The sequence below is a fragment of the Variovorax sp. KBW07 genome (assembly GCF_003852515.1).
Lineage (GTDB): Bacteria > Pseudomonadota > Gammaproteobacteria > Burkholderiales > Burkholderiaceae_C > Variovorax.
Genome location: NZ_QAJK01000180.1, coordinates 1 through 22,887, shown reverse-complemented (window position 1 = coordinate 22,887; position 22,887 = coordinate 1). Strand labels below are relative to the sequence as shown.

16 protein-coding genes are annotated in these 22,887 nt (G+C 68.3%); 6 read left to right on the top strand and 10 right to left on the bottom strand.

Features of this window, described 5'->3' with window-relative positions; all coding sequences use genetic code 11:
• Positions 1–137: 137 nt before the first annotated feature.
• On the bottom strand, positions 138–917 hold the full coding sequence (locus tag DBV14_RS30110; RefSeq protein ID WP_124465091.1) for a FadR/GntR family transcriptional regulator: 780 nt from the start codon (positions 915–917) through the stop codon (positions 138–140).
• A 118-nt stretch (positions 918–1,035) separates the two neighbouring features.
• Positions 1,036–3,708, bottom strand: a complete 2,673-nt coding sequence (gene mdeB / locus DBV14_RS30105) for an alpha-ketoglutarate dehydrogenase (protein ID WP_124465089.1) — start codon at positions 3,706–3,708, stop codon at positions 1,036–1,038.
• Positions 3,709–3,814: 106 nt separating this feature from the next.
• Between mdeB and DBV14_RS30100 the strand changes: the two genes are divergently transcribed.
• Complete coding sequence (locus tag DBV14_RS30100; protein ID WP_124465087.1) at positions 3,815–4,288, top strand: Lrp/AsnC family transcriptional regulator; 474 nt, start codon at positions 3,815–3,817, stop codon at positions 4,286–4,288.
• Positions 4,289–4,307: 19 nt separating this feature from the next.
• On the opposite strand, the gene DBV14_RS30095 is transcribed toward DBV14_RS30100, so the two are convergent.
• Both DBV14_RS30095 and DBV14_RS30090 read right to left on the bottom strand, forming a co-directional pair.
• Positions 4,308–6,362: a PhoX family phosphatase gene (locus tag DBV14_RS30095; protein WP_124465085.1), complete on the bottom strand. Its 2,055-nt coding sequence runs from the start codon at positions 6,360–6,362 to the stop codon at positions 4,308–4,310.
• Between the two features lie 196 nt (positions 6,363–6,558).
• Positions 6,559–7,710 carry a murein transglycosylase A gene (locus DBV14_RS30090; RefSeq protein ID WP_124465083.1) on the bottom strand — a complete coding sequence of 384 codons (1,152 nt, stop codon included), beginning with the start codon at positions 7,708–7,710 and terminating at the stop codon, positions 6,559–6,561.
• Between DBV14_RS30090 and DBV14_RS33540 the strand changes: the two genes are divergently transcribed.
• The 3 genes from DBV14_RS33540 (at position 7,709) to DBV14_RS30080 (ending at position 9,406) form a co-directional block, all read left to right on the top strand.
• A complete protein-coding gene (locus tag DBV14_RS33540) occupies positions 7,709–7,870 on the top strand; it encodes a hypothetical protein (protein ID WP_185546173.1) in 162 nt (53 codons plus the stop codon). The two genes, DBV14_RS30090 and DBV14_RS33540, sit on opposite strands and share 2 nt — an antisense overlap.
• Positions 7,871–8,071: 201 nt before the next feature.
• Entirely contained in the window at positions 8,072–8,731 is a 660-nt protein-coding gene (locus tag DBV14_RS30085) for an OmpA family protein (protein ID WP_124465080.1), read from the top strand.
• A gap of 111 nt (positions 8,732–8,842) precedes the next feature.
• Complete coding sequence (locus tag DBV14_RS30080; RefSeq protein ID WP_124465078.1) at positions 8,843–9,406, top strand: OmpA family protein; 564 nt, start codon at positions 8,843–8,845, stop codon at positions 9,404–9,406.
• A gap of 7 nt (positions 9,407–9,413) precedes the next feature.
• Here DBV14_RS30080 and DBV14_RS30075 read toward each other — a convergent pair whose 3' ends face one another.
• From DBV14_RS30075 to DBV14_RS30060, 4 genes are all read right to left on the bottom strand, one after another.
• Complete coding sequence (locus DBV14_RS30075; protein WP_124465077.1) at positions 9,414–10,040, bottom strand: response regulator transcription factor; 627 nt, start codon at positions 10,038–10,040, stop codon at positions 9,414–9,416.
• Positions 10,041–10,088: 48 nt separating this feature from the next.
• Positions 10,089–12,089, bottom strand: coding sequence for a nitrogen regulation protein NR(II) (locus tag DBV14_RS30070; RefSeq protein ID WP_124465093.1), 2,001 nt, complete (start codon positions 12,087–12,089; stop codon positions 10,089–10,091).
• 70 nt (positions 12,090–12,159) lie between these two features.
• A complete protein-coding gene (locus DBV14_RS30065; RefSeq protein WP_124465075.1) occupies positions 12,160–12,975 on the bottom strand; it encodes a carbon-nitrogen hydrolase family protein in 816 nt (271 codons plus the stop codon).
• The gene (locus DBV14_RS30060) at positions 12,972–17,249 is read right to left on the bottom strand and encodes a YhdP family protein (RefSeq protein WP_124465074.1); all 4,278 of its coding nucleotides are present in this window, start codon (positions 17,247–17,249) and stop codon (positions 12,972–12,974) included. The genes DBV14_RS30065 and DBV14_RS30060 overlap by 4 nt, the downstream gene beginning before the upstream one ends.
• A 25-nt stretch (positions 17,250–17,274) precedes the next feature.
• Here DBV14_RS30060 and glnE point away from each other — a divergent pair, with 25 nt between their 5' ends.
• Together glnE and DBV14_RS30050 are read left to right on the top strand one after the other, a co-directional pair.
• Positions 17,275–20,079, top strand: a complete 2,805-nt coding sequence (glnE, locus tag DBV14_RS30055) for a bifunctional [glutamate--ammonia ligase]-adenylyl-L-tyrosine phosphorylase/[glutamate--ammonia-ligase] adenylyltransferase (RefSeq protein ID WP_124465072.1) — start codon at positions 17,275–17,277, stop codon at positions 20,077–20,079.
• Positions 20,072–21,307, top strand: coding sequence for a septal ring lytic transglycosylase RlpA family protein (locus DBV14_RS30050; protein WP_124465070.1), 1,236 nt, complete (start codon positions 20,072–20,074; stop codon positions 21,305–21,307). Before glnE ends, DBV14_RS30050 begins: the two co-directional genes overlap by 8 nt.
• A gap of 45 nt (positions 21,308–21,352) precedes the next feature.
• Here DBV14_RS30050 and DBV14_RS30045 read toward each other — a convergent pair whose 3' ends face one another.
• Positions 21,353–21,814: a carboxymuconolactone decarboxylase family protein gene (locus DBV14_RS30045; RefSeq protein WP_124465068.1), complete on the bottom strand. Its 462-nt coding sequence runs from the start codon at positions 21,812–21,814 to the stop codon at positions 21,353–21,355.
• Positions 21,815–21,905: 91 nt separating this feature from the next.
• A complete protein-coding gene (locus DBV14_RS30040; protein WP_124465066.1) occupies positions 21,906–22,784 on the bottom strand; it encodes an RNA polymerase sigma-70 factor in 879 nt (292 codons plus the stop codon).
• Positions 22,785–22,887 lie beyond the last annotated feature (103 nt).

Genomic DNA, 22,887 nt, shown 5'->3' with positions numbered 1-22,887 from the left:
AGGGCATCGGGTGCTTCCCGCAGCGAAATAAAGGAGGAGCGAAGCGGGGGACATTCGCGGAGGGAAGTACCCGGTGTCAGTCGCACAAACCAAGAATGACCCCGCACCCGCGCCCGAACCCGAGCCACGACACAAGCTCACCCCCCCGCCGGCCAGCCCTTTTCGACAAGAGGCCGCGCAAGCTGATCCCCTTCCTGCTGCCAGAACGACGAATCCGCCTGCTCGATGCGGCGTATCGCGTTGTCCATGTGCGCCTTCGCTGCTTCGCGTGCGCCCGCCACGTCGCCCGCCTCGATCGCCTCCACGATCAGTGCGTGCTCCTGCGCCACCTGGCTCGCGAAATCGGCACGGCGCGCCTCGTTCGCCCGCGTGACGCGCGTCGCGCCGTGAAGGAACTGCCGCAGATATTGCAACGTGCCGATCAGGAACGGGTTGCATGCCGCCTCCGCGATGGCGCGGTGAAAACGCACGTCTTCGTCCGCGCCGTTGCCGCCGGCCGCCACCGCCGCCTGCAGCGCCTTGATGGCCTCGCGGATGCGGCGCAGGTCGGCCTTGGTGCGCCGCTCGGCGGCCAGTGCGGCCACCTCTGCTTCGAGCGCGCGGCGCAGCTCCACCATCTGGATCACCGCTTCGCGCGAGGCCACGTGCGGCATCTCGAAGCGCAGCGGCTCGACCACCGCGGCGCGCACATACACGCCGCTGCCCTGGCGCGAATCGACCAGCCCCAGCGACTTGAGCCGCGACACCGCTTCGCGCACGACCGTGCGGCTCACGCCGAACTGCGCGGCCAATGCGGCCTCGGTCGGCAGGCGATCACCCTCCGACAGGCGCCCGCTGCGCACCTCCGCCGCCAACGCATCGGCCACCTGGTCGGCCAGGCGAACGGCGGGGGCGAGGGATTGAAAACGTGCGGTCATGGGCGCGGGGACGGTGGGGCCTGCGACTCTAACGCAGGCCCGCCCGCGCACCGCTGCTTCACTTCACATGGGCTGCCGCGCACGGCCGCAACCGCGCGGCAAGCTATCGATCTATCGATCAGCCAAGCGCGTGGCGCGCCGCCCGCACGATGCTCGCGGCGTCCACGCCGAAGAACTGGCGCAGCGCGGCGCGCGTGTCGCTGCGGCCGAAGCCGTCAGTGCCGAGCGTGAGGTAGCGGCGGCCTTCGGGCAGGAAGGCGCGCACGCTCTCGGGCACGGCGCGCACGTAGTCGGTGGCAGCGACGATCGGGGCCTTGCTGCCCTTGCCGAGCTGCCGCGCGATGAAGGCGGTGCCGGCGTCTTCGCCCGTCTCACCGGCCAGTGCACGCTGCTCGCAGGCCAGCCCGTCGCGTGCCAGTTCGCTCCAACTCGTGACGCTGAACACTTCGGCCTCGATGCCTTCGTCGGCCAGCAACTGCGCGGCCTTGACGACTTCGGTGAGGATCGCGCCCGAACCCATGAGCGTGACTTTCTGCTTTGCCTTTCCTGCAGCCGATGCAGCCGGCGAATACACGCCGAAGCGATAGCAACCACGCAGGATGTCGCCTTCCGCACCTTCAGGCACATCGGGCTGCGCGTAGTTCTCGTTCATGAGCGTGACGTAGTAGAAAACGTCTTTCTGCTCGACCATCATTTCGCGGATGCCCGCGTCGACGATCACCGCCATCTCGCCCGCATAGGCCGGGTCGTAGGCCTTGCAGTTGGGGATGGTCGCGGCCACCAGGTGGCTGCTGCCGTCCTGGTGCTGCAGGCCTTCGCCGCCGAGCGTGGTGCGGCCCGAGGTGGCACCGAGCAGGAAGCCGCGCGCGCGTTGGTCGGCGGCAGCCCAGATGGCATCGCCCACGCGCTGGAAGCCGAACATCGAGTAGTAGATGTAGAACGGCAGCATCGCCAGGCCATGCACGCTGTAGCTGGTGGCCGCGGCCGTCCAGCTCGCAATCGCGCCGGCCTCGCTGATGCCCTCTTCGAGAATCTGGCCGTCGGTGGCTTCGCGGTAACTCAGCACCGAGCCGATGTCTTCCGGCGCATAGCGCTGGCCCACGCTCGAATAGATGCCGACCTGCTTGAACAGGTTGGCCATGCCGAAGGTGCGCGCCTCGTCGGCCACGATGGGCACGATGCGCGGGCCCAGGGCCTTGTCTTTCAGGAGGTTGCCCAGCATGCGCACGAAGGCCATGGTGGTGCTCATTTCCTTGCCGGCGGCGGCCGTCGCAAATTGCGCGTAGCTCGCGATGTCGGGCTTGGGCACGACGTCGCACGCGGTCTCGCGGCGCGGCATGGCACCACCGAGCGCGGCGCGGTGGCTGCGCAGGTATTGCATCTCGGCGCTGTCTTCGGCGGGGCGGAAGAAGTCCATCGCGGTGGCCTGCGCGTCGGTCAACGGCAGGTTGAAGCGGTCGCGGAACTCGATGAGGTCGACGTCGCCCATCTTCTTGTGCGAGTGCGTCGTCATCTTGCCCTGGGCCGCGCTGCCCATGCCGTAGCCCTTCTTGGTGTGGGCCAGGATCACGGTGGGCTGGCCCTTGTGCGCAGCCGCCGCGGCATACGCGGCATGGATCTTCACGAGGTCGTGGCCACCGCGCTTCAGGCGGTCGATCTGCTCGTCGGTCATGCCTTCGGCCAGGCGCGCGAGCTCGGGGTTCTGGCCGAAGAAGTTGTCGCGGTTGAAGCGGCCGTCTTTTGCGGCGAAGGTCTGCATCTGGCCGTCGACGGTGTTGGCGAACACGCGCGCCAGCGCACCGCTCACATCTTGCGCGAACAGGCCGTCCCAGTCGCTGCCCCACACCAGCTTGATGACGTTCCAACCCGCGCCGGCGAACAGCTTTTCGAGCTCGTCGATGATGCGGCCGTTGCCGCGCACCGGGCCATCGAGGCGCTGCAGGTTGCAGTTGACCACCCACACGAGGTTGTCGAGCTTCTCGCGCGCGGCAAGCGTCAATGCGCTCATCGACTCGGGCTCGTCCATCTCGCCGTCGCCGAACACGCCCCACACCTTGCGGCCCTCGCAATCGAGCAGGTTGCGGTGCGTGAGGTAGCGCATGAAGCGCGCGTGATAGATCGAGCTGATGGGGCCGATGCCCATCGAGCCGGTGGGGAACTGCCAGAAGTCCGGCATCAGGTACGGATGCGGATAGCTGCACAGGCCGCGCGCGCCGCTGCCATCGACGAAGGCCGGCGCGGTGAGCTCCTGGCGGTAGTGCTTCAGGTCTTCTTCGCTCAAGCGGCCTTCGAGATACGCACGGGCGTACACGCCGGGCGCGCTGTGCGGCTGGAAGAACACCAGGTCGCCACGGTGCGCGTCGCTGCGCGCATGAAAGAAATGGTTGAAGCCGGTCTCGAACAGGTCGGCCGCGCTGGCGTAGCTGGCGATGTGGCCACCGAGCTCGCCATAGGCCTGGTTGGCCTTCGCCACCATGGCCAGCGCGTTCCAGCGCATCAGCGAAGCCAGCCGCTCTTCGACCGCGAGGTCACCCGGGAACGGCGGCTGGTCTTCCGCCGCGATGGTGTTGACGTACGGCGTCGCAAGCTCGGGTTGCCAGCCGATGCGCTGCTGCCGCGCAAGGCGGGCGAGCTCTACCAGCATCTGGCGTGCGCGCTGCGGACCGTGCGTTTGCGCCAGCGCCAGGAAGGCGTCGCGCCACTCGGCGGTCTCTGCGGGATCGGGGTCGTGCGCAAGCGGCGTATCGAGCAGCAAGGCACGCATCTGGTCGGCGGACATCGGGGCGTTCATACCGGCACTTTAGGCCGGCATGAGAAGAATTGGCTACCGGCGCGGGCAATTCCATGCGGGCGTCGCAGCATAAAATTTCGCCACTTTCAACTTGTGCGGCATTTTCATGCAACTCGACGCCATCGACCTGCGCATTCTCGACGAGCTGCAACGCGACGGCGCGCTGTCGAACGTGGAACTGGCGCGCCGCGTGCACCTGTCGCCCTCGCCCTGCCTGTCCCGCGTGAAGGCGCTCGAAGCGGGCGGCGTGATCGACCGCTACGTGGCGCTGGTGAGCCCCAAGGCGCTGGGCCTGGGGCTGAACGTGTTCATCTCGATCAGCCTGAAGACACAGAGCAAGCATTCGCTGGCCGACTTCGAGCAGCGCATCGCCGAGCACGACGAGGTGATGGAGTGCTACCTGATGACGGGCGACCGCGACTACCTGATCCGCATCGCCGTGGCCGACATGGCGGCGCTGGAGAAATTCATCATGGAGCAGCTCACGCCGATCCCGGGGATCGAGAAGATCCGGTCGAGCTTTGCGTTGAAGCAGGTGAGATACAAAACGGCGCTGCCGTTGCCGACAGCGCCGTCTTGACTGAAGAAGCCTCGAGGGCTTACTTGGAGAGCTTCGGCTGGATCGGGTCGGCGGTGAGGTAGCCGACGGCAGCAGCGAAACGGTCCTTGTAGTTCGCGCGCACCAGCGGGTCGAGCGTGGTGTAGACCTTGCCGTGCAGGCCGTCCGCAGCCGTCTTCGAGGGACCCGTGCCCCAGTCGCCTGGGTGCTGGAAGTTGCTCATGATGTAGGTCCAGCCATTGAGCTCGTCGACGGCATGCAGGCCCGTCGACTCACCGCCCGCCGGGATCGACATGATGCGCGCCAGCTTCTTCGTGTCGATGTTGTAGGCCCACAGGAAGTTGTTGACGTGGCTGCTGCTGTCCTCGCCGATGAACAGGGTGCGCAATTTTTCCGAGAACTTGATGTTGTCGGGATTGCCGATCTTGTCGGGGTTCGAGGTGTTGCCCAGGGCGTCGGGGGTCTTCAGATCTTCACCGACGATCAGCGCGCGGGTCTGCGCCGGCACCCATTCGCTGTTGATGGCGTTGCCGTCGGTGTCCTTCTGGCCGCCCGCGAGGTTGTGCGCCATCACGCCGCCGGCAACGAGCGGATCCTGCAGTGCGATGTCGGTGGCCGCCGACCAGCCCGTGCCGCCCTTGACCATCGAGTTCTGGATGTTCTGCAGCGCGGAGTACGCCACCTTGTCCTTGATGTTGACGGTGGTGCCTTCCATCTTGGTGAAGGCCATGCTGGCGCCCTTGATGTTGGCGTAGCGATGGGTTTCGAGGAAGGCGGCGGCCTTCTCCATGCCGGGCTTCACTCGCACCCAGTTCTGCTTGCCGTCCAGGAACATCTTCTTGTAGGTGATGTCGGCCGGATCGCTGACAGCCACGTCGATGATCTTGTCGAACGTCAGCGTATTGGCGAGGTTCTCGATCTCGGCACTGGTGGCGTGGCCGAGGTTGATCCACGACATCTTGGTGGCGGCTGCCGCCGGGTCGATCGAGTAGCCCGCGTCGTACTTCGCCACGTAGAGCGTGCCGGCCGACAGGTCTTTTTCCTTGTCGGCGACAAACATGAAGAAGCCGCCGTTGGTGTAGTCGTCGCCCATGATGGCGGTGCGGTTGTCGGGCATGACCTGGATCAGCTCGTGAGAGATGCGGCCCAGGCAGTAGTGCTTCTTCACGGTGCCGGTGCCGTCGGGGTTCACGGTGATTTCAGGCAGGTGGCCGTAGTGGTACGGGTTGGCCTTGGTCGGGTCGCCGAACACGTTCTGGCTGTAGGCCTTGAACACGGCGTTGCTCGCGACAGTGGTCGCGTCGGGCTCGTACTCTTCGCTCGACAGATGGGTGTTCCAGGGCGACAGGCTTGCACCACAGGTGATCCACAGGCCGTGCGCCGAGGACATGTCGACGTTGTGGTACTTGACCAGGCTCAGCTTGCCGGTGGTCTGGTCCTGGTCGAGCGTGAGCACGGCAATAGGCGACGGCAGCGTGCCGTAGGCGCTCGTGGCATCCATTTCTGCCTTGGTGACGGCATTGGCGCCGGCCAGGGTGCGGGTCGCGTACTCGAACTGGACCACCGCGAACACCGGCTTGCCCTTGACGCCAGGCACATTGGCATTCGGCAGCGAGAGCAACGATGTGCCGTCAGGGCTGTCGGAGAAGAAGTGACGCTCCTTGCCGGGCACCGACGTGTCGAGGATCGGCTCGTTCTTGATGTTGTAGTAACCGCCGGCCAGGATCTGGCCGCCCTTGCCGTCGGACACCATGTCGCCGGTCTTGAAAAAGGGCTGGTACGCCAGCTTGTATTCGGTGGAGGTGCCGTTGTCGAACGACACCTTGAAGGTCGAGCCAACCGTGGTGGTCGCCATGGCGGCCGCATCGGACAACGTCGGGGCGGCCATGCCGGTGAACTCCGCAGAAACGAAATTGGCGGGCGGTGCAGGCGGCGCGGGGGGCGGCACGATGGGTGGGAAGAAAGTTGTGCCGTTGCCACCGCCACCGCAGGCAGTGAGGAAGGCAACGCCGCCGAGCGGGAGCATCGGGGCCGCGCCCAGCAACTTCAGGGCATGGCGGCGGGAGGCGCTGGGCGCCTTGGAGGAATCGGACATTTGTTGTTTCCCGGTGATCGTGGAGAGGGCCGTCGTGAGGCCAAAAGTCAGCCCCCCGTCAGGACCGAGACATTAGTTCGCGTCCATGACGAAGCCATGCATCGCTCATGACAGAACGATGACGACACGCCCGGGAACGGGCGTGGATCACACTTGAGAAAAGTAGTTTTTGTCGGCGCGGCAAACCGCGCGCGTTTCAAGGCGCCGGCAACTGCCGCGGCCACAGCGCCCACAGCCGCAAGGGCTGGTTCACGCTGGCCGCGAGCCGGCCCGCATCGGCCCCGGTGCCGGCAAAGTAGTCGGCCCGCACGGCGCCAAGAATGGCGCTGCCCGTGTCCTGCGCCACCACCAGTTTCTGCAGCTGCGCCGCCGGGCCGCTGGACGCCAGCCACACCGGCGTGCCGTAGGGAATGCTCTCGCGGTCGACGGCGATCGAGCGGCCCGCCGTGAGTGGCACGCCTTGCGCACCGCGCGGGCCGAAGGCGGCATCGACCTCGCTCATGGTCTCTTCGCGGAAGAACACGTAGCGCGGGTTGCTCCACAACAACTGCGTTACTCGCTGCGGGTTCTGCACGGCCCAGGCCTTGGTGTCGTCGGGCCACTTGCCGACCTTGCCCACGCCCTGGCTCATGAGCCATTGCTGCACGCTGCGGTATGGCTGTTCGTTGGTGGCCGAGAAGGCGACGCGCACGGTGTGCTGGTAGCCGTTGGCCTCGGTGATGCGCAGGCGCCCGGAGCCCTGGATGTGCAGCATCAGCGCGTCGATGGGGTCGGCCATCCACGCGATCTCGCGGCCGCGCAGCGCAGCCTGGGCTTCGGGCAGGGTCTCGATTTCCTGGCGCGTGTACCAGGGGCGCTTGGGCACCAGGCCTTCAGGGGCCTGGTAGAGCGGCACGTTGTAGGTGGCGTTGGGCACGCGGGAGGCGTCGTACACCGGCTCGTAGTAGCTGGTGAGCTTGCCTTCGCTCTGGCCGTTGAGCGCCTCGATGCGGTAAGGCTGCAGCCGGTCGGTCATCCACTGGCGCTGCTCTTCGGAGGTGGCGATGGTGAGCTGGCGCACGTCGCGGCACAGCGGCGCAAAAGCGGCATTGGGACGCGCGCAATTGGCGAGCAGCGCAATCCAGGCTTCATGCAGCGGGTCTTCGCCGAAGCCCGGCAACTCGGACCAGCCGACGGGCACCCAGCGGCTCTTGGGATGCGCGAGCGAGCCGGTCAGCGGCCCGAGGTCGCGAGGCGGCGCAATGACGGAAGGGCGGGTGGGCGCGTCGGGCACGCGGGGGCCGACGGAACAGCCGGCCAGCGTTGCTACGATCACCAGCCCAACCGTCCACAGGAGTCCATTTCTCATGGGTTTGATTCTGCTTGAAGCCCTCGCCGCGGGACTCGTGTTCGTCTTGATCATTTGGTGGACCATGTTTTCCGGCCGCAAGAAGGGTGAATTGCACGACGAACCCGACGCCGGCGACGACCGCCAGGGCACGGATCGGAATCCGCCGCCGAAACCGTGAAATGTTCGTGTAGCCCGGCGCCGCACCCGCGTGTCGGATAAGCACTAATTTGCTATTACTTTAGTAGCAATCATCGCAGCATTCATGCGCGATGGCGAAACTTTTCTTATTTTCCGTAGGGCTATGAACCCGTACCATCGGGGCACGTCCGGGAGCTAAGCTGTGGCCCGCCTGATTCAACCGTCCTTGAAAGGGATCGCCATGAAAAAATTCGTACTCGCCACCGCCGCCACGGCCATCGTTCTGTCCGGCTGCGCCGGCGGCATGACCGACACCCAACGCAACACCGGCATCGGTGCCGGCATCGGCGCACTCGGCGGCGCCGCCATCGGCTCGGCCACGGGCGGCAACCGCGGTGCCATCGGCACGGGCGCGGTGGTCGGCGCTGCAGCCGGCGCGCTCGGCGGCTACCTGTGGTCGCAGCGCATGGAAAACCAGAAGCGCCAGATGGAAGCCGCCACGCAAGGCACCGGCGTCGCCGTGACGCAAACGCAGAACAACGAGCTGAAGCTGGCCATTCCCAGCGACGTGTCGTTCGACGTGGGCCGCGCCAACATCAAGCCGAACTTCGCACCGGTGCTCGACCAGTTCGCGAGCGGCCTGCGCAACAACCCGAACGCCGAGGTGCGCATCATCGGCCACACCGACAGCACCGGCTCCGACGCCATCAACAACCCGCTGTCGGTCGAGCGCGCAACCAGCACGCGCGACTACCTGGTGGCGCGCGGCGTGAACGCGGCGGCCTTCCGCATCGAAGGCCGCGGCTCGCACGAGCCGGTGGCCGACAACAACAGCGACGCCGGCCGGGCACAGAACCGCCGCGTCGAAATCTACGTGGGCGAGCGCGGTCCGCGAGGCTGATCGGCCGCATCGGCGCCAGCAACCGCTGAGCGCATCCACCGGGAAAGCCGGCCGCTTCGAACGGCCGGCTCCCGTCGTCATTTCATTGGTCCATAGAGAGAGGGAAAACTCATGAGGAAGCTTCTTGTTTCGGGGGCAGCCGCGGCTGCGCTGATGTTCATCGCAGGCTGCGCTTCGCAGTCGACGCCGCCGGCACAGCCCGCGGCGGCGGCCCAGCCGGCCGCGCCCGCCAACAGCTGGACAGCGCGCCTGGCCGCACTGAAGTCCGACCTGGAAGCTTCGACCAAGGGCACGGGCGTGGTGATCGAGCAGACCACCGACAACCAGCTTCACGTGGTGATTCCCAACGAGCTGTCGTTCGACACGGGCCGCTCCAACGTCAAGCGCAACCTGGCGCAGGTGCTCGACAAGGTGGCCGAAGGCCTGAAGACCGCCACCGCCGTCAGCGTGCGCGTGGTCGGCCACACCGACAACGTGGGCAGCGAAGAAGGCAACGAACGCCTCTCGGTGAGCCGTGCCGACAGCGTGCGCAACCACCTGGTGGGACGCGGCGTGTCGACCACCGCCATCACGACCGACGGCCGCGGCTCGCGTGAACCGCTGGTCGACAACAACACGGCCGCAGGCCGCGCCCAGAACCGCCGCGTCGAAATCTTCGTCGCGGAAAAGGCCTGACCTTCTTCTAGAGGTCCCGAAGTCGGTTCGCCAATTCGACGGCCGACTTCACTTCCATTTTTTCGAACACGCGCGCGCGGTGGACCTCCACCGTGCGCACGCTGATCGCGAGCTGGTCGGCGATCAGCTTGTTCGGCAGGCCCTCGACCACGAGCCGCATCACGTCGCGCTCGCGGTCGGTGAGCTCGGCGATGCGGTCAACCAAGCCGCGGTGCACGCGCTGCGCCTCCAGGGCCCGCAGCGACGCGCCCAGCGCCTGCTCGATGCGGTCGACCAGGGCGTTGTCCGAGAACGGCTTCTCGCAGAAATCGAAAGCACCGCGCTTGACCGCATCGACGGCCGTCGGCACGTCGGCATGGCCGGTCAGGAAAATCACCGGCATCGCGGCCAGCAGGCCGCGCTCCACGAGCCGGTCGAACAGCACCAGCCCGCTGGTGCCGGGCATGCGCACGTCCAGCAGCAGGCACAGCGGCTGCTCGGGCAGCGGCCCCTCGGCCAGGAACTGCTCGAAGGCCTCGGCACTGCCAAAGTGCTCGGAGGCCAGGCGCCGCGAGCGCAGCAGCCAGGCCAGTGCCTCGCGCACGCTGGCGTCGTCGTCCACGATAAAGATCAAGCCATCGATCAGCGGTTGCATGCCATCAGGTCCAGCGGGAGAATTTTTTGAAAGAAGAAGAGCGACGCGTCAGGCAGCCGCCGGAAGCGTGAATCGAAAGACGGTGCCGCGCGGACGGTTGGGCTCGAACATCAGCGCGCCGCCATGCTGCTCCACCACCGTGCGGCACAGGCTCAAGCCGAGCCCCATGCCGTCGGCGCGCGTGGTGAAGAAGGGCGTGAAGAGCCGCTCGGCCACTTCCTCGCTGATGCCGCAGCCCAGGTCGGCCACCGAAAACTCCAGCCAGCGGCGGCCGTCTTCCTGGCCCGTGCCACCCACCGCCACGGCGCGCGCCACGCGCAGCCGCAGCACGCGGCTGCCGATGTTGTCGGGGCTGTCCATGGCCTGCATGGCATTGCGCGCCAGGTTGAGCAGCACCTGCTCGACCAGCGTGCGGTCGCACATGGCAGCGGGCAGGCGGTCTTCGAGCACCACTTCGATGATGACGCCGAGCTTGCGCGCCTGCAACCGCACCAGCGGCAATATGGCGTCGATCAGCGCCTGCGGCGCCACGGCCTCGCGCGTGCGGTCGCGGCGGCGCACGAAGTCGTGCACGCTGCGAATCACCTGGCCGGCGCGGTCGGCCTGCTCGGCGATGCGCTTCACGGCCATGGCCACCTCGCCCTGGTCGCCGGTGGTGTTGGGCCCCAGCAGATTGAGCGAGCCGCTCGCATAGCTGGCAATGGCGGCCAGCGGCTGCGTGAGCTCGTGGCTCAGCAGCGATGCCATTTCGCCGACGGTGGCCAGGCGCGCGCTGGCCTGCAGGCGCTCTTGGCTGGCGCGCGACAGCTCTTCGATGCGGCGCTGCTCGCTCACGTCGATGAAGGCGCTCATCCAGCCGGTCTGCACGCGGTGCGCGTTGATCAGCGGCGCCTCGAAGATCAGCACCGGAAAACGCGTGCCGTCCTTGCGCATGAAGACCGACTCGAAGCCCTCGCGCGGCGGCATGCCGCCGGCAAGGCGCCGCGCCTGGCGCTGTTGGTATTCATGCGCCAGTTCGGTGGGCCAGTAGGGCGCCTCGGCGGCGTCGGCCATGAGTTCTTCGGGGCTGAAGCCGACCATCTCGCAGAAGGCCGGGTTGACGTAGGTGATGCGGCCCTGCAGGTCGCGCGCGCGCAGGCCGGTAATGACCGAGTCTTCCATCGCCTTGCGAAAGGCCAGCGCGTCGGCCAGGTCACGCTCGGCGCGCAGCCGCCGCCGCGTGTCGCGCGCCAGCAGCACCAGCACCGACACCAGCGCAATGGAGATGGCCGTGACCAGCGCCGTCAGCATGTTCGGGAACAGGTCGGGCGCGGCGCGCCAGCCATCGACGCGCAGCATGAGCGCGGCGCCGGGCAGGTCGATGAGTTGCTGCGAGGTGAACACGCGCGTGCCGGTGCGGCGCGACGTGCCCAGCGCCACCAGCCGCGTGCCGTCGGCCTCGGTAAAGGCCACTTCCTGGCCGCGCGTGAGCGTGGGGCCGACCAGCTCGATGAGCGCATCGCGCAGCGAATAGCTGGCCACGAGGTAGCCGCCGGCATCGATGGGCACGCACAGCTCCATCACCTCGACGCCGCCACCGCCGGAGATGGGCACGTAGTGGCTGGGCGAGTAGGCCGGTGCGCCGAGCTTGCGGGCGGCGGCGCAGGCCAGCGCCACGTCGGACTGCTCGGGGCCGCGCGTGGCCTCGTCGAGGATGCGCATGCGGTAGGGCGTGTTGACGGCCTCCACGGGCCGCAGCGATGCATCGCGCCATTCGAGCCGCAGCCATTCGCGGTGCTCGCGCAGCAATGCGGCGGCGGTGTCGGACCATTGCGCGCGCTGCATGCCCGGCACCTGCGAGGCGCGCAGGCTCTGCGCGTTGCGCTGGAAGCCGCTGCGCAGGTCGGACACGGCGTCGGCGGTGTCGCGGTCGAGCGCGGCCTGCACCTGTTCGACCTCGTGCCGTCCCGCGAGCCAGACCACCGTGACCAGCAGCACCGACACCAGCACCGCCAGCAGCAGCCACAGGAACCAGCGCTGCCAGAGCGAACGCAGCCGCGCGAACGACAAGGGCGCCTGCCGGCGTTGCGGGACTTCGGGGTCGACTCCGGGGCCGACGTCGGACGGCAGGGCCGACACGTCAGAGCACGCAGTGCGAGAGAACGGGAAGCTGGGTGCGTGTGCGCGCGACCTGCGCGGCGTCGATGTCGAACAGCACCACGCCTTCTTCGCTGGCCTGCTGCGCCACCACCGAACCCCAGGGGTCGACGACCAGCGACTGGCCCCATGTGCGGCGGCCGTTCTCGTGCGTGCCGCCCTGCGCGGGCGCCACCACCCAGGCCAGGTTTTCGATGGCGCGGGCACGCAGCAGCACCTCCCAGTGGGCTGCGCCGGTGGTATGGGTGAAGGCGCTGGGCACCAGCAGCAGGTCGGCGCCTTGTCTGGCGAGCGCGCGGTACAGCTCGGGAAAGCGCAGGTCGTAGCAGACGCTCATGCCCACGCGCCAGCTGTGGCCGTCGCGCGAGGGCAGGTCGAACACGACGGGCTCGGCGCCCGGCGCGATGACGCGGCGTTCGTCGTAACGCTCGGTGCCGTTGTCGAAGAAGAACAGGTGGATCTTGTCGTAGCGCGCCACGCATTTGCCCTCGGGCGAGAAGGCCAGCGAGCTGTTGAACACGTGCTCGGCGTCGGTGCTCTCGATGGGCAGTGTGCCGCCGACGATCCACAGGCCGAACTCGCGCGCCGCGTCGGCCAGGAAGCCCTGCACGGTGCCCGCGCCGGCGGTTTCGCGCAGGCCCAGCTTGTCGGTGTCGCGCGCGCCCATCATGCAGAAATATTCGGGCAGCACCGCCAATTCGGCACCGGCTGCGGCGGCCTGCGCGAGCAGGTCGTGGGCGCGTGCGAGGTTGGCTTCGCGGGCGATGGCCGACACCATCTGGATGGCTGCGACTTTCATTGCGTGGTCTCCGTTTTGTTGCCGTCGTCCGCGCGCGATGAACCCGGCAGGCCCGGCAAGGCAGGCAGGGAGGGCAGGCCTGGCATGGACGGAATGCTCTGGGGCAGCAGTTGCAGGGAACGCGGCACTTTCGTTATTTTGGGGTCGGCCCAGGTGCCTTCGACATGAAACTCCTGCGTGGCCGCCGCCGACAGCGGCTTGCTCAGCACCCATTGCGCAAGGAAGGTGCCCAGCCCGATGGCCGGGTTGATGGCGGTGGCCACCAGCGCGGCGGTGCCGGCGTTGATCTCGGGCACCACCACCACGCGCAGGTTCTGCGTCTCGCGCACGATGTCGGCCGAGCCGTCCATCAGCGCGGCGGCGTTGACGCCCTTCATCTGCAGGTTGTTGGTGCTGGCGATGCCCTTGTTGATCTTCGCGTCGCCACGGATGAAGTCGAAGGCAAAGCCCTGGCTGAACACGTCGCGGAAGTCGAGCGTGAGCCGGCGCGGCAGCGCCTGCAGGCTCAACACGCCGAGCAGCTTGGCCAGGCCGGGGTCGGCCTTCAGGAACTGGCCCGATTCGACATCGACCTGCAGTTGACCGCTCAGGCTCGGGTAGTCGAGCGAGAACGGCGAGCCGCGCCAGTTGACGTCGCCTTCGAGCCGCCCCTTGCCGCGCCGCAGCACGCCCGGCATGCCGAAGCGCCCGAGCAGTTCGCCGGCGTCGGCAATGTCCAGCTTGAAGGTCATGGCGGTGCGGCGCTGTGCGGCCGCGGCGCCGGGAATGGCGGCCCAGGTGCCCTTGGCCGAGAAGCTGGCCTCGGGCATGGTGAAGCCCAGTTTGTTGAGCGCCCATTCGCGGCCCGCGCCGCCGCGGTTGACCGCATCGATCTCGGCGCAGCCGAGCCGCTTGCCGAGCAACTCGAAGTCATCGACCACGATGTCCAGGGCCGGCAGCGTGCCGGGCTGCTCGTCGAGCAGGGCCTCGACCTGCGTGGCTTCGCTCGGCGCGATCTTCAGCCGTGCAAGCCGCGCGTAGAGCCGGCCGGCCTGCGTGTGGCGGTACTCGGCATAGCCGCTGAGCTCGGTGGCGTCGATGTTGGCGCGCCAGAGCGCGCCGTCTCGCGTGCCGCCCAGCACCACGTTGTGCAGCGTGCGCCCGGCAACGCCCAGTTGCTGCGCGCGCACCGCGATGCGGGTGGGCAGGTAGGCCAGGGCGGGGTCGTCGGCCCGCTCCGTGCCACCCGCGTTGTCGGCAGCATTGCTCACGGCCGAGCCCAGCAGCGCCTGCCATGCGGAGGTGTCGAGCTTGACGATGTTGACGTTCGCGAACACGCCCTTGTCGGGCAGGCTGGCCGTCTCGCCCCCGGTCAGGCCGAAGCCGATGCTGCCGCGCAGCACGCGCGCCTCGGCACCGGAAATATCGCGCACGTACTGGATGGCGCCGACGCGGCCCAGGTCCAGCGTGAGCTGGTCTTGCGTGGCCGTGCCCACGCCCTGGCGGGTTTCGCGCGCGGTCACCTTCTTCTCGATGCGCAGCGGCATCTGCTCTTCGGCGGTCTTGACGAGCGGCGGCGGCAGTTGCAGGGCCATGCCCTGCAGGCTGCTGGTGAGCGAGAACTCGGGCGCGCCGTCGCGCACCGAAAAAGTGGCGGCGAAGGGCGTGCTGCCGCTGGCCTTGCTGGCCAGGCGCGAGAGCCATTCGATCTCGCGCGCGTTGCGCAGGCCGTCGGCGGTGGCCGTGCCCTGTGCCTTCAGCGCGACTTCGCGGTTGGGGCCGGTGAAGCGGCCCTTGCCTTCGATGCGGATGTCGCCGCCCAGCAGCCGTGCCTGCACGCCGGCCAGCGAGAAGCCGGTTTCGGTGAAGTTCAGCGTGCCCTTGGTCTGCGTGAAGTTGGGTGCTTCGGGCACCACCTGCAGCTCGTTGTCGGCCAGCGTCACGGTGGCCTGCACCTTGGCGTTGTCCATGGCCGCGAGCGGCAGTTCGAGGTGCAGCTTGTAGTCGGCCGAACCGGTGGCGCGCGCACGCAGCATGATCTCGCCGGTTTCTCCGGCCAGCGGCGCGCCCACGCGCAGCACCTCGCCAAGCGGGCCCTTGGCCTGGGCATCGACGCGCAGCACCTGCGCGTGGTGCGACAGCTCGGGAATCTGCGCTTCGGCCTTGGTCACCTCGACGCCGTTGGTGCCGGCCAGGCGGCCGCGCGCGTTGCGCACCAGCATGCCGTCGCGCTCGAACACCAGCTCGCCCGAGAGGCCGGTGAGCGGCGGCCATACGCGGGGCGGCATGCCATTGCTGCCACGCGATGGCGTGGTGCTCGCCGGCGGCGGGGCATAGGCGTAGTTGACGTCGGCCACCTTGGCCGCGATACGGAAATCGCCCGACTTCGGGTCCTTGAAGGGCATGTCGTGCAGGTCGCCGCGCACGCGGAAATCGACGCTGCTGGCGGTGCCCTTGGTCACGGCGTCGCGCACGTAGTCGCGCGTGTGCTGGGGGATGTCGAGCGGCAGGTAGCGGAACACGCGGGTGCCGTCGGCGCGGGTCAGCTTGCCCTGCAGGTCGAGCACGCCGGGGTAGCGGCTCTTGCTGCTGGACGTGGCCGGGTCGCTGGTGCGCCAGCTGGCTTCGGCGTCACCCTCGGCGTCGGCGTTGGCGAAGCGCAATTTGGAAATTTGCAGCTGCGCATTGCCGTTCTCGAGCTTCCACTGCAGCTGGGTCGAGAGGCGGTCGATCGGGATGACGGGCTCTTCGAACACGCCCGGGAATTCGAGCGTGCCCTGCGCAATGGCCAGCGTGGCCGTGCCACCGGCGTGGGTGGCATCGAACTCGAGCGTGGCGCCGCTCAGGCCGGGCGTGCCGGCGTGGACCTTGGGAGGCGCCGGCGCGGCTGCGGTCGCGGTCGAGGCGACCGTGGCGGTGGTCGTCGTCGCCGCAGTGGTCGCGGTCGTCCCGGCCGTCGCAGTGGTCGCCGGTGCCGAAGCGGGGGCCGAGGCGGTGCCGGCGGCACCCGGTTGCGAGGCCACGCGCAGGCCGCTCACACGGCCCTTGGCCTGGTACTTGTCGGGCGCGCCCAGCGAGCCTTGCCAGTTCAGTTCGATGTGCTCGACGAGGCCACGCGGCCCGTAGGCATCGAGCACCTTGTGGGTGGCCTCGCCCAGCGGCAGCCGGTCGGCGATGAGGGCCAGCGCCGCCAGGTCGAGACGGTCGGCGCGCGCAGCGCCATGCTCGGGCGTGCGCCCCTTGGCCGGCGTGTGCTGCAGCCAGAGGTTGCCGCCGGGCCAGCGCAGGCCGTCGCTGGTGTCGAACTGCAACGCGGTGGTCGAGAACTCCAGGGTTTCCTCGGAGAGCTGGCCGGCCAGCCGCCCGGTGACCGCGCGCAGCACCAGCGGCTGCAGGTCCTTGTCGAGCGCGACGTTGACGCGGTCGAGCCCCAGGTCGGCCGTGGCGCCGACGATCTGGCCGTCGTCCACGTCGGCCCACAGGCGCAGCGCGCCGTTGCCTTCGCGGATGCGGGCACCGAGCGACACGTAGTTGCCCAGCCGGGTGACGTCGATGTAGGGCAGGTCGGCATAGAGCTGGCCGTCCCAGGTCTGCCAGTGGCCGGTGCGGATCGACAGCAGCGGCTGGCGGAACTGGCCGCGCAGCGAGAAGCGCTCGCCCCAGCCGGCCGGCGGCGTGGCGTCGAGCCGCACGCCATGGCGGCGGCCGCCGTTGCGCGCCACGAAGCGCACGTCGGTCAGCAGCAGGGGTTCGGCCTTGCGCTGCTCGTCGGTCCAGCGCACGGTGCCGCCTTCGATGACCAGTTCGCGCTGGGCAAAAAACCAGTCGGCGCCGCGGGTTTCTCCGGTCGTGTCGGTCGACATGTGCAATCCAGCCACATGGAGTTTTCCCTGAGCATCGCGGCGCACGTCGAGCTGCGGGCCCTCGATGTAGAGCTGCTCGAAATTCAGGCGCCAGAGCGAGCGCGGCGACACGCTGGCCACCACGCGCACGAGGCGCAGCGCCTCGCGCTTGTCTGCGTCCTGCAGCACCACGTCGCGCAGTTCGAAGGCCGGGAAAAGCCCTTCGGAGCGGGCGGTGATCGATCCGATGCGGACCGGCACGCCGATGGCCTTGCTAGCCTGTGCCTCCAGTGCGCCGCGAAAATCGCCGATTCGCGGCACAATCCACGCGTGTAGGACAACGACTGACAGCGCCAGCAAGAGCCATGCAGCGATCAGCAGACCCAACAGCCAGCGCGCCGTCACAGCGGTGATTTTGAGCAGACGTGAAGGGGGAGACGCCGTGTCGTTCATTAAGGATCGCGCTGTGTCAGGAATTATGACCGCCAGCATTCAGAGGGGTTCCACGGAAACCAGCATCAGTGTGAACCAGTTGCCAGCCACTTCAACGCAGATCGTGCAGATCGCGTCTTCTTCCTACTCACGCTTCGTGCAGCGCCTGCGCCGCAGGTATGCGGCCGAACTTGCATTGCTTCCCCCAGGTGCGCCGCGGCGCGAGTCGATGACAGTGGCTTACGAGGCATTGCGCCGACGAGGGGACAGCGTCGGCGATGCCCTGCGGATTGTGAGGCAGCTCACGATGGAGCGGCTTGTAACTCTTGATTGCGACGAGCAGGCCCCGCTGGCCGTGGTGACCACCGCCGTCACCGAGCTGGCCGAGCTGGCCCTGGACATTGCCTGCGGCGACGCCTGCCACGAGCTCGACGCCGTGCACGGCGCGCCCCTGGGCCCCGAAGGCCAGCGCGCCCAGCTGTGGGTGATCGGCATGGGCAAGCTCGGCGCGCGCGAGCTGAACGTGTCGAGCGACATCGACCTGATCTACCTGTACGACGTCGATGGCGAAACCGCCGGCGACGCCGATGGCCGGGGCCGGCTGGCCAACCAGGAATACTTTTCGCGCGCAGTGAAGCGCATCTATGCGCTGGTGGGCGACACCACCGAGCACGGCTTCGTGTTCCGCGTCGACCTGGCGCTGCGGCCCAACGGCAACTCGGGGCCGAGCGTGGTGTCGCTCGATGCGCTCGAAGAATATTTCCAGGTACAGGGCCGCGAATGGGAGCGCTTCGCCTGGATGAAAAGCCGGGTGGTGGCGCCGCGCGAGCTGGTGCTCGCAGGCCATGCCCAGGGCCTGCGCGGGGCGGTGCTGCCCTTCGTGTTCCGCCGCTACCTCGACTACAGCGTGTTCGATTCGCTGCGCACGCTGCACCGGCAGATCCGCGAGCAGTCGGCGCGCCGCAGTGCCGGACGGCCCGAGCGCGCCAACGACGTCAAGCTGTCGCGCGGCGGCATCCGCGAGATCGAATTCACCGTGCAGCTGCTGCAGGTGGTGCGCGGCGGCCAGTTCCCCGAACTGCGCACGCGGCCCACGCTCGATGCGCTGCAGCGGCTGGCGCGCGCCAACCTGATGCCGCAGGAAACCGCCGACGCGCTGGCCCAGGCCTACGAGTTCCTGCGCCGCGTCGAGCACCGCATCCAGTACCTGGACGACCAGCAGACGCACGTGCTGCCGGTCGCCGACGACGACCTGCGCTGGATTGCCCAGACCATGGGCTATGAAGACTGCTGCCCCTTCCTGGCCCAGCTCGACACCCACCGCGAATTCGTCGCGCAGGAGTTCGACAAGCTGCTCGGCGGCGAGAAGCCCTGCAACGGCAAATGCAACGGCAAGAAGGCCGCCGCGCCCGCCGAGCTGGCCGACCTGCTCGACGACCTGCCGCCCGTTTTTGCCGACCGCATCCGCGACTGGTGCGAAACACCGCGCGTGCTCGCCCTGCGCGAAGAAACACGGGGGCGGCTGCGCCAGCTGGTGCAGCGCACCGGCCAATGGCTGAAGGAGCCCGACGGCGACGGCGCGGGACAGACACCGCGCCACGTCGATGCCGCCATGCGCTGGGCCGACTGGATCGAGCCGCTGATGCGCCGCGAGAGCTACCTTGCGCTGCTGGTCGAGCGGCCCGCCGTGCAGGAGCGCCTGCTGCGCCTGCTGGGCGCCGCGAAGTGGCCCGCGCGCTACCTGATGCAGCACCCCGGCGTGATCGACGAACTGGCCAGCGACGAAATGCTGTCGGGCCGCTTCGTGGCGGAAGAATTCGAACGCGAGCTCGAAGCACGCCACACCTCGCTCACCCGCACCGGCGAGGCCGACGAAGAGCGGCTGCTGAACCTGCTGCGCCACGCCCACCATGCCGAAGTGTTCCGCACGCTGGCGCGCGACGTCGATGGCCGCATCACCGTCGAGCAGGTGGCCGACGACCTGAGCGCGCTGGCCGACACCACGCTGCGCGTGACCGCCCGCTGGTGCTGGCCACACGTGCGCAACCGCCACCGCGAGGTGGCGCAGTTCGCGATCATCGGCTACGGCAAGCTGGGCGGCAAAGAACTGGGCTACGGCAGCGACCTGGACATCGTGTTCGTCTACGACGATGACGACGAGCGCGCCGGCGAGGTCTATGCGGCCTACGTGCGCAAGCTGATCAACTGGCTCACCGTGAAGACGCGCGAAGGCGACCTCTTCGAGATCGACACCGCGCTGCGGCCCAACGGCAACTCGGGCCTGCTGACCACCAGTTTCGAGGCTTACGAAAAGTACCAGTTGGGCCGAGGCAGCAACACCGCGTGGACCTGGGAGCACCAGGCCATGACGCGCGCGCGCTTCGTGCTCGGCAGCGCGGACCATGGCGCCGAACTGGGCGCGCGCTTCGACCAGGTGCGCGAGGCCGTGCTGGTGGCGCCGCGCGATCGCGAGGCGCTGAAGGCCGAGATCATCGCGATGCGCGACAAGCTGCGCGGCGCGCGGCCGGTGAAGGCCGACCGCTTCGACGTGAAGCACAGCCCCGGCGGCATGGTCGATGCCGAGTTCGCGGTGCAGTTCCTGGTGCTGTCGTCGTCGGGCGAACACCCCGAGCTGATTCCCAACCTGGGCAACATTGCGCTGCTGCTGCGCGCTGAACTGGCCGGGCTGCTGCCCGAAGGCGTGGGCCGCAGCGCGGCGCGCGCCTACCGCGAGCTGCGCCGCGTGCAGCATCGCGCGCGCCTGAACGAAGAACCGACCCAGGTCACCCCGCCCGCACTGGCCGCCGAGCGCGAAGCCATGCTGGCACTGTGGAAGGCCGTATTTGGCTGACGACGCCCGCACCCGGACGACCACCGCGCTGGCGGCCTGCGCGGTTGCCGTCGCCGTCCTTCTCGCCGGCTGCGCGAGCGGCACACGCGGCGGTGGTGGCAGTGGCGGCGGCGGCGCTCTAGGCGGCCGTGACGGCCCCGGCACCAACATTCCGCCGGACCTGGACCGCGTGCCCGACGCCGAGCCCCGCATCGAACCCATCCGCACCAGCGGCGGCACCAGCAAGCCCTACACGGTGCTGGGCCGCGGCTATGCGCCGATCACCGACGACCGGCCGTTTCGCGAGTCGGGGCTGGCCTCGTGGTACGGCCGCAAGTTCCACGCCGCATCGACCTCGAGCGGCGAGCCCTACGACATGTACGCCATGACGGCCGCGCACAAGACGCTGCCGCTGCCGAGCTACGTGCGCGTGCGCAACCCGGCCAACAACCGCGAGGTGGTCGTGCGGGTGAACGACCGCGGGCCATTCGTCGATGGCCGCGTGATCGACCTGAGCTACACCGCCGCGCTGAAGCTCGACCTGCTGCGCGGCGTGGCGCCGGTGGAGATCGAGCGCATCACCAACGAAGACATTCGCACTGGCGCATGGCGGCGCGACAACGGAACGGCGTATGCCTCTGCGGCGCCCGTGCCGGTGGCGCAGGCTGCGCCGGTTGTCCCGGCTGTTCCCGTGCGGGTTGCGTCGCCGCGCATCACGAACGCACAGCTGCAGCAACAGCCGGTGCCCGTGCCATCGCAGTGGACGACACCGGTCGCCACGAACAACAACGACGACATGCCGCCGCCCGCATCGACGATGCCGGTGGTGCCGCAAACGCCCATGGCCGCCACGCTGCCGCCGGGGGCCGAGCCGGAATCGGCCCAGTCGCCGCCGTCCATTCCGCCGTCGCGGCCGGCCATCATGGTGACGGACCTGGCGCCGCTGCAGGCTGCGCCTTCGTCGTCACCATCACCGACGCCCGCCGCGGGCGCATCGGCCTCGTCCGCGGCGCTAACGGGCTTCTGGGTGCAGCTCGGCGCGTTCCGCGAACGCGATGGCGCGGAAACCCTGCGTGGCCAGGCCGCGCGTGGCCTGCCTTCGCTGGCACCGCAGCTGCGCGTGTTCAGCGAGGCCGGCACGCACCGCCTGCAGGCCGGGCCGTTCCCCTCGCGCAATGCAGCCGGCGAAGCCGTGACGCAACTGCGCGAGAGCCTGCGCATCGCGCCGATGGTGGTCGAACGCCGCTAGACGGTCGTTCGCTCTTTCTTTCTTTTTTCTTTCTTCGTTTCGCGCTCAGTCCAGCGGCTTGGCCGCGACCGGAATGCGCATGCCGACATTGATGCGGTTCCAGGTGTTGATCTGCGCGATGGCGATCGTGAGCTCGCTGATTTCGAGATCGCTGAACTGCGCCTTCAGCGCTTCGAATTCGGCGTCGCGCGTGTCGTGGTTGTCGGCCAGCCGCGTGAGCGATTCGGCCCAGGCAAAGGCCGCGCGCTCGCGCTCGCTGTAGAAGCCGGCTTCGCGCCAGGTCGGCAGGCTGTTGATGCGCTGCCACTCTTCGCCTTCCTTGCGCAGGTCGCGCACGTGCATGTCCAGGCAGAAGGCGCAGCCGTTGATCTGCGAGACGCGGGCAAAGACCAGGTCGACCAGCTTCTTGCCGAGCGTGGTCGATTCGAGGGTGGCGTTGACGGAAAGGATGGCCTCGAAGGACTTCGGGGCGAGCTTGAACCAGTTGAGACGGGCGGTGGTGTTCATGGGTTTCTCCAGGGGGTTAAGAACGACAAAAAATCTGTTGCCTGCCCACTGAAGACGGGCGCCGCGTTCGCCCTGTGACGCGCGCGCCCGGCTATTTCGGAAAAAGTTGCGCGATGCGCGCCAGCTTGTCGGGATTGCGCTGCGCGCGGATGCGCACGATGAGGTCGTTCTCGATCTCGAAGGTCTGCGCCGACTCCAGCTCGCCATCGAGAAAGCGCAGCATGCCGGGCTCGCCGTTGATGTCGACCAGTTCCATGCGCACGCCAGAGCCCATGCGGCGCCAGAGCGAGTAGTAAAGCTGCGCCAGCCGCTGGCTGCCACGCAGCATCTTGCTGAAGGTCTGGACCTTGCCGCCACCGTCGCCGATGAGCTCGACGTCTTCCGCCATCAGTGCCTTGAGGTCCTGCAGGCTGCCACGGGCTGCCGCATCGGCAAAGGCGCGCAGCAGGCGCTGGTGGGTCTCGCGCGGCACGCTGAAACGCGGCCGCGCCTCCTGCACCTGCAGCCTGGCACGGTGCACCAGTTGCCGGCACGCGGCCTCGCTCTTGCCGAGGGTGCGGGCGACTTCGTCGTAGTCGGCGTCGAACACTTCGCGCAGCAGGAAGGCGGCGCGGGCCTCGGGCGCGAGGCGCTCGAGGACGGCGAGAAAGGCGACGGAGATGTTGTCGGCGCGTTCGAGCAGCTGCTCGGGGGTGTCGGGCCCGTCAGTGAGCGTGGGCTCGGGCATCCAGGGGCCAATGTAGTGCTCGCGCTGGACCTTTGCGGCGCGCAGCCGGTCGATCGAGAGGCGGGTGACGACGGTGACGAGCCAGGCTTCGGCGCTGTCGAAGCTGTTCTTGTCGGCGTCGTGCCAGCGAAGCCAGGCGTCCTGCACGACTTCTTCGGCTTCCGCGACGGAGCCGAGCATGCGGTAGGCGATGCCTTGTAGGCGGCGCCGGTGGCTGTCGAAGGTGAGTGTGGGGTCGTCCATGTCAGGGGCTCCGCCGCGTGTTTCGTTCCTGGGTGCTTGTGGCGCTGCTGTTTGGGAGCGGGTGCGGGTTCATTCGGGGTGCGTGCGACTGACACCGGGTACT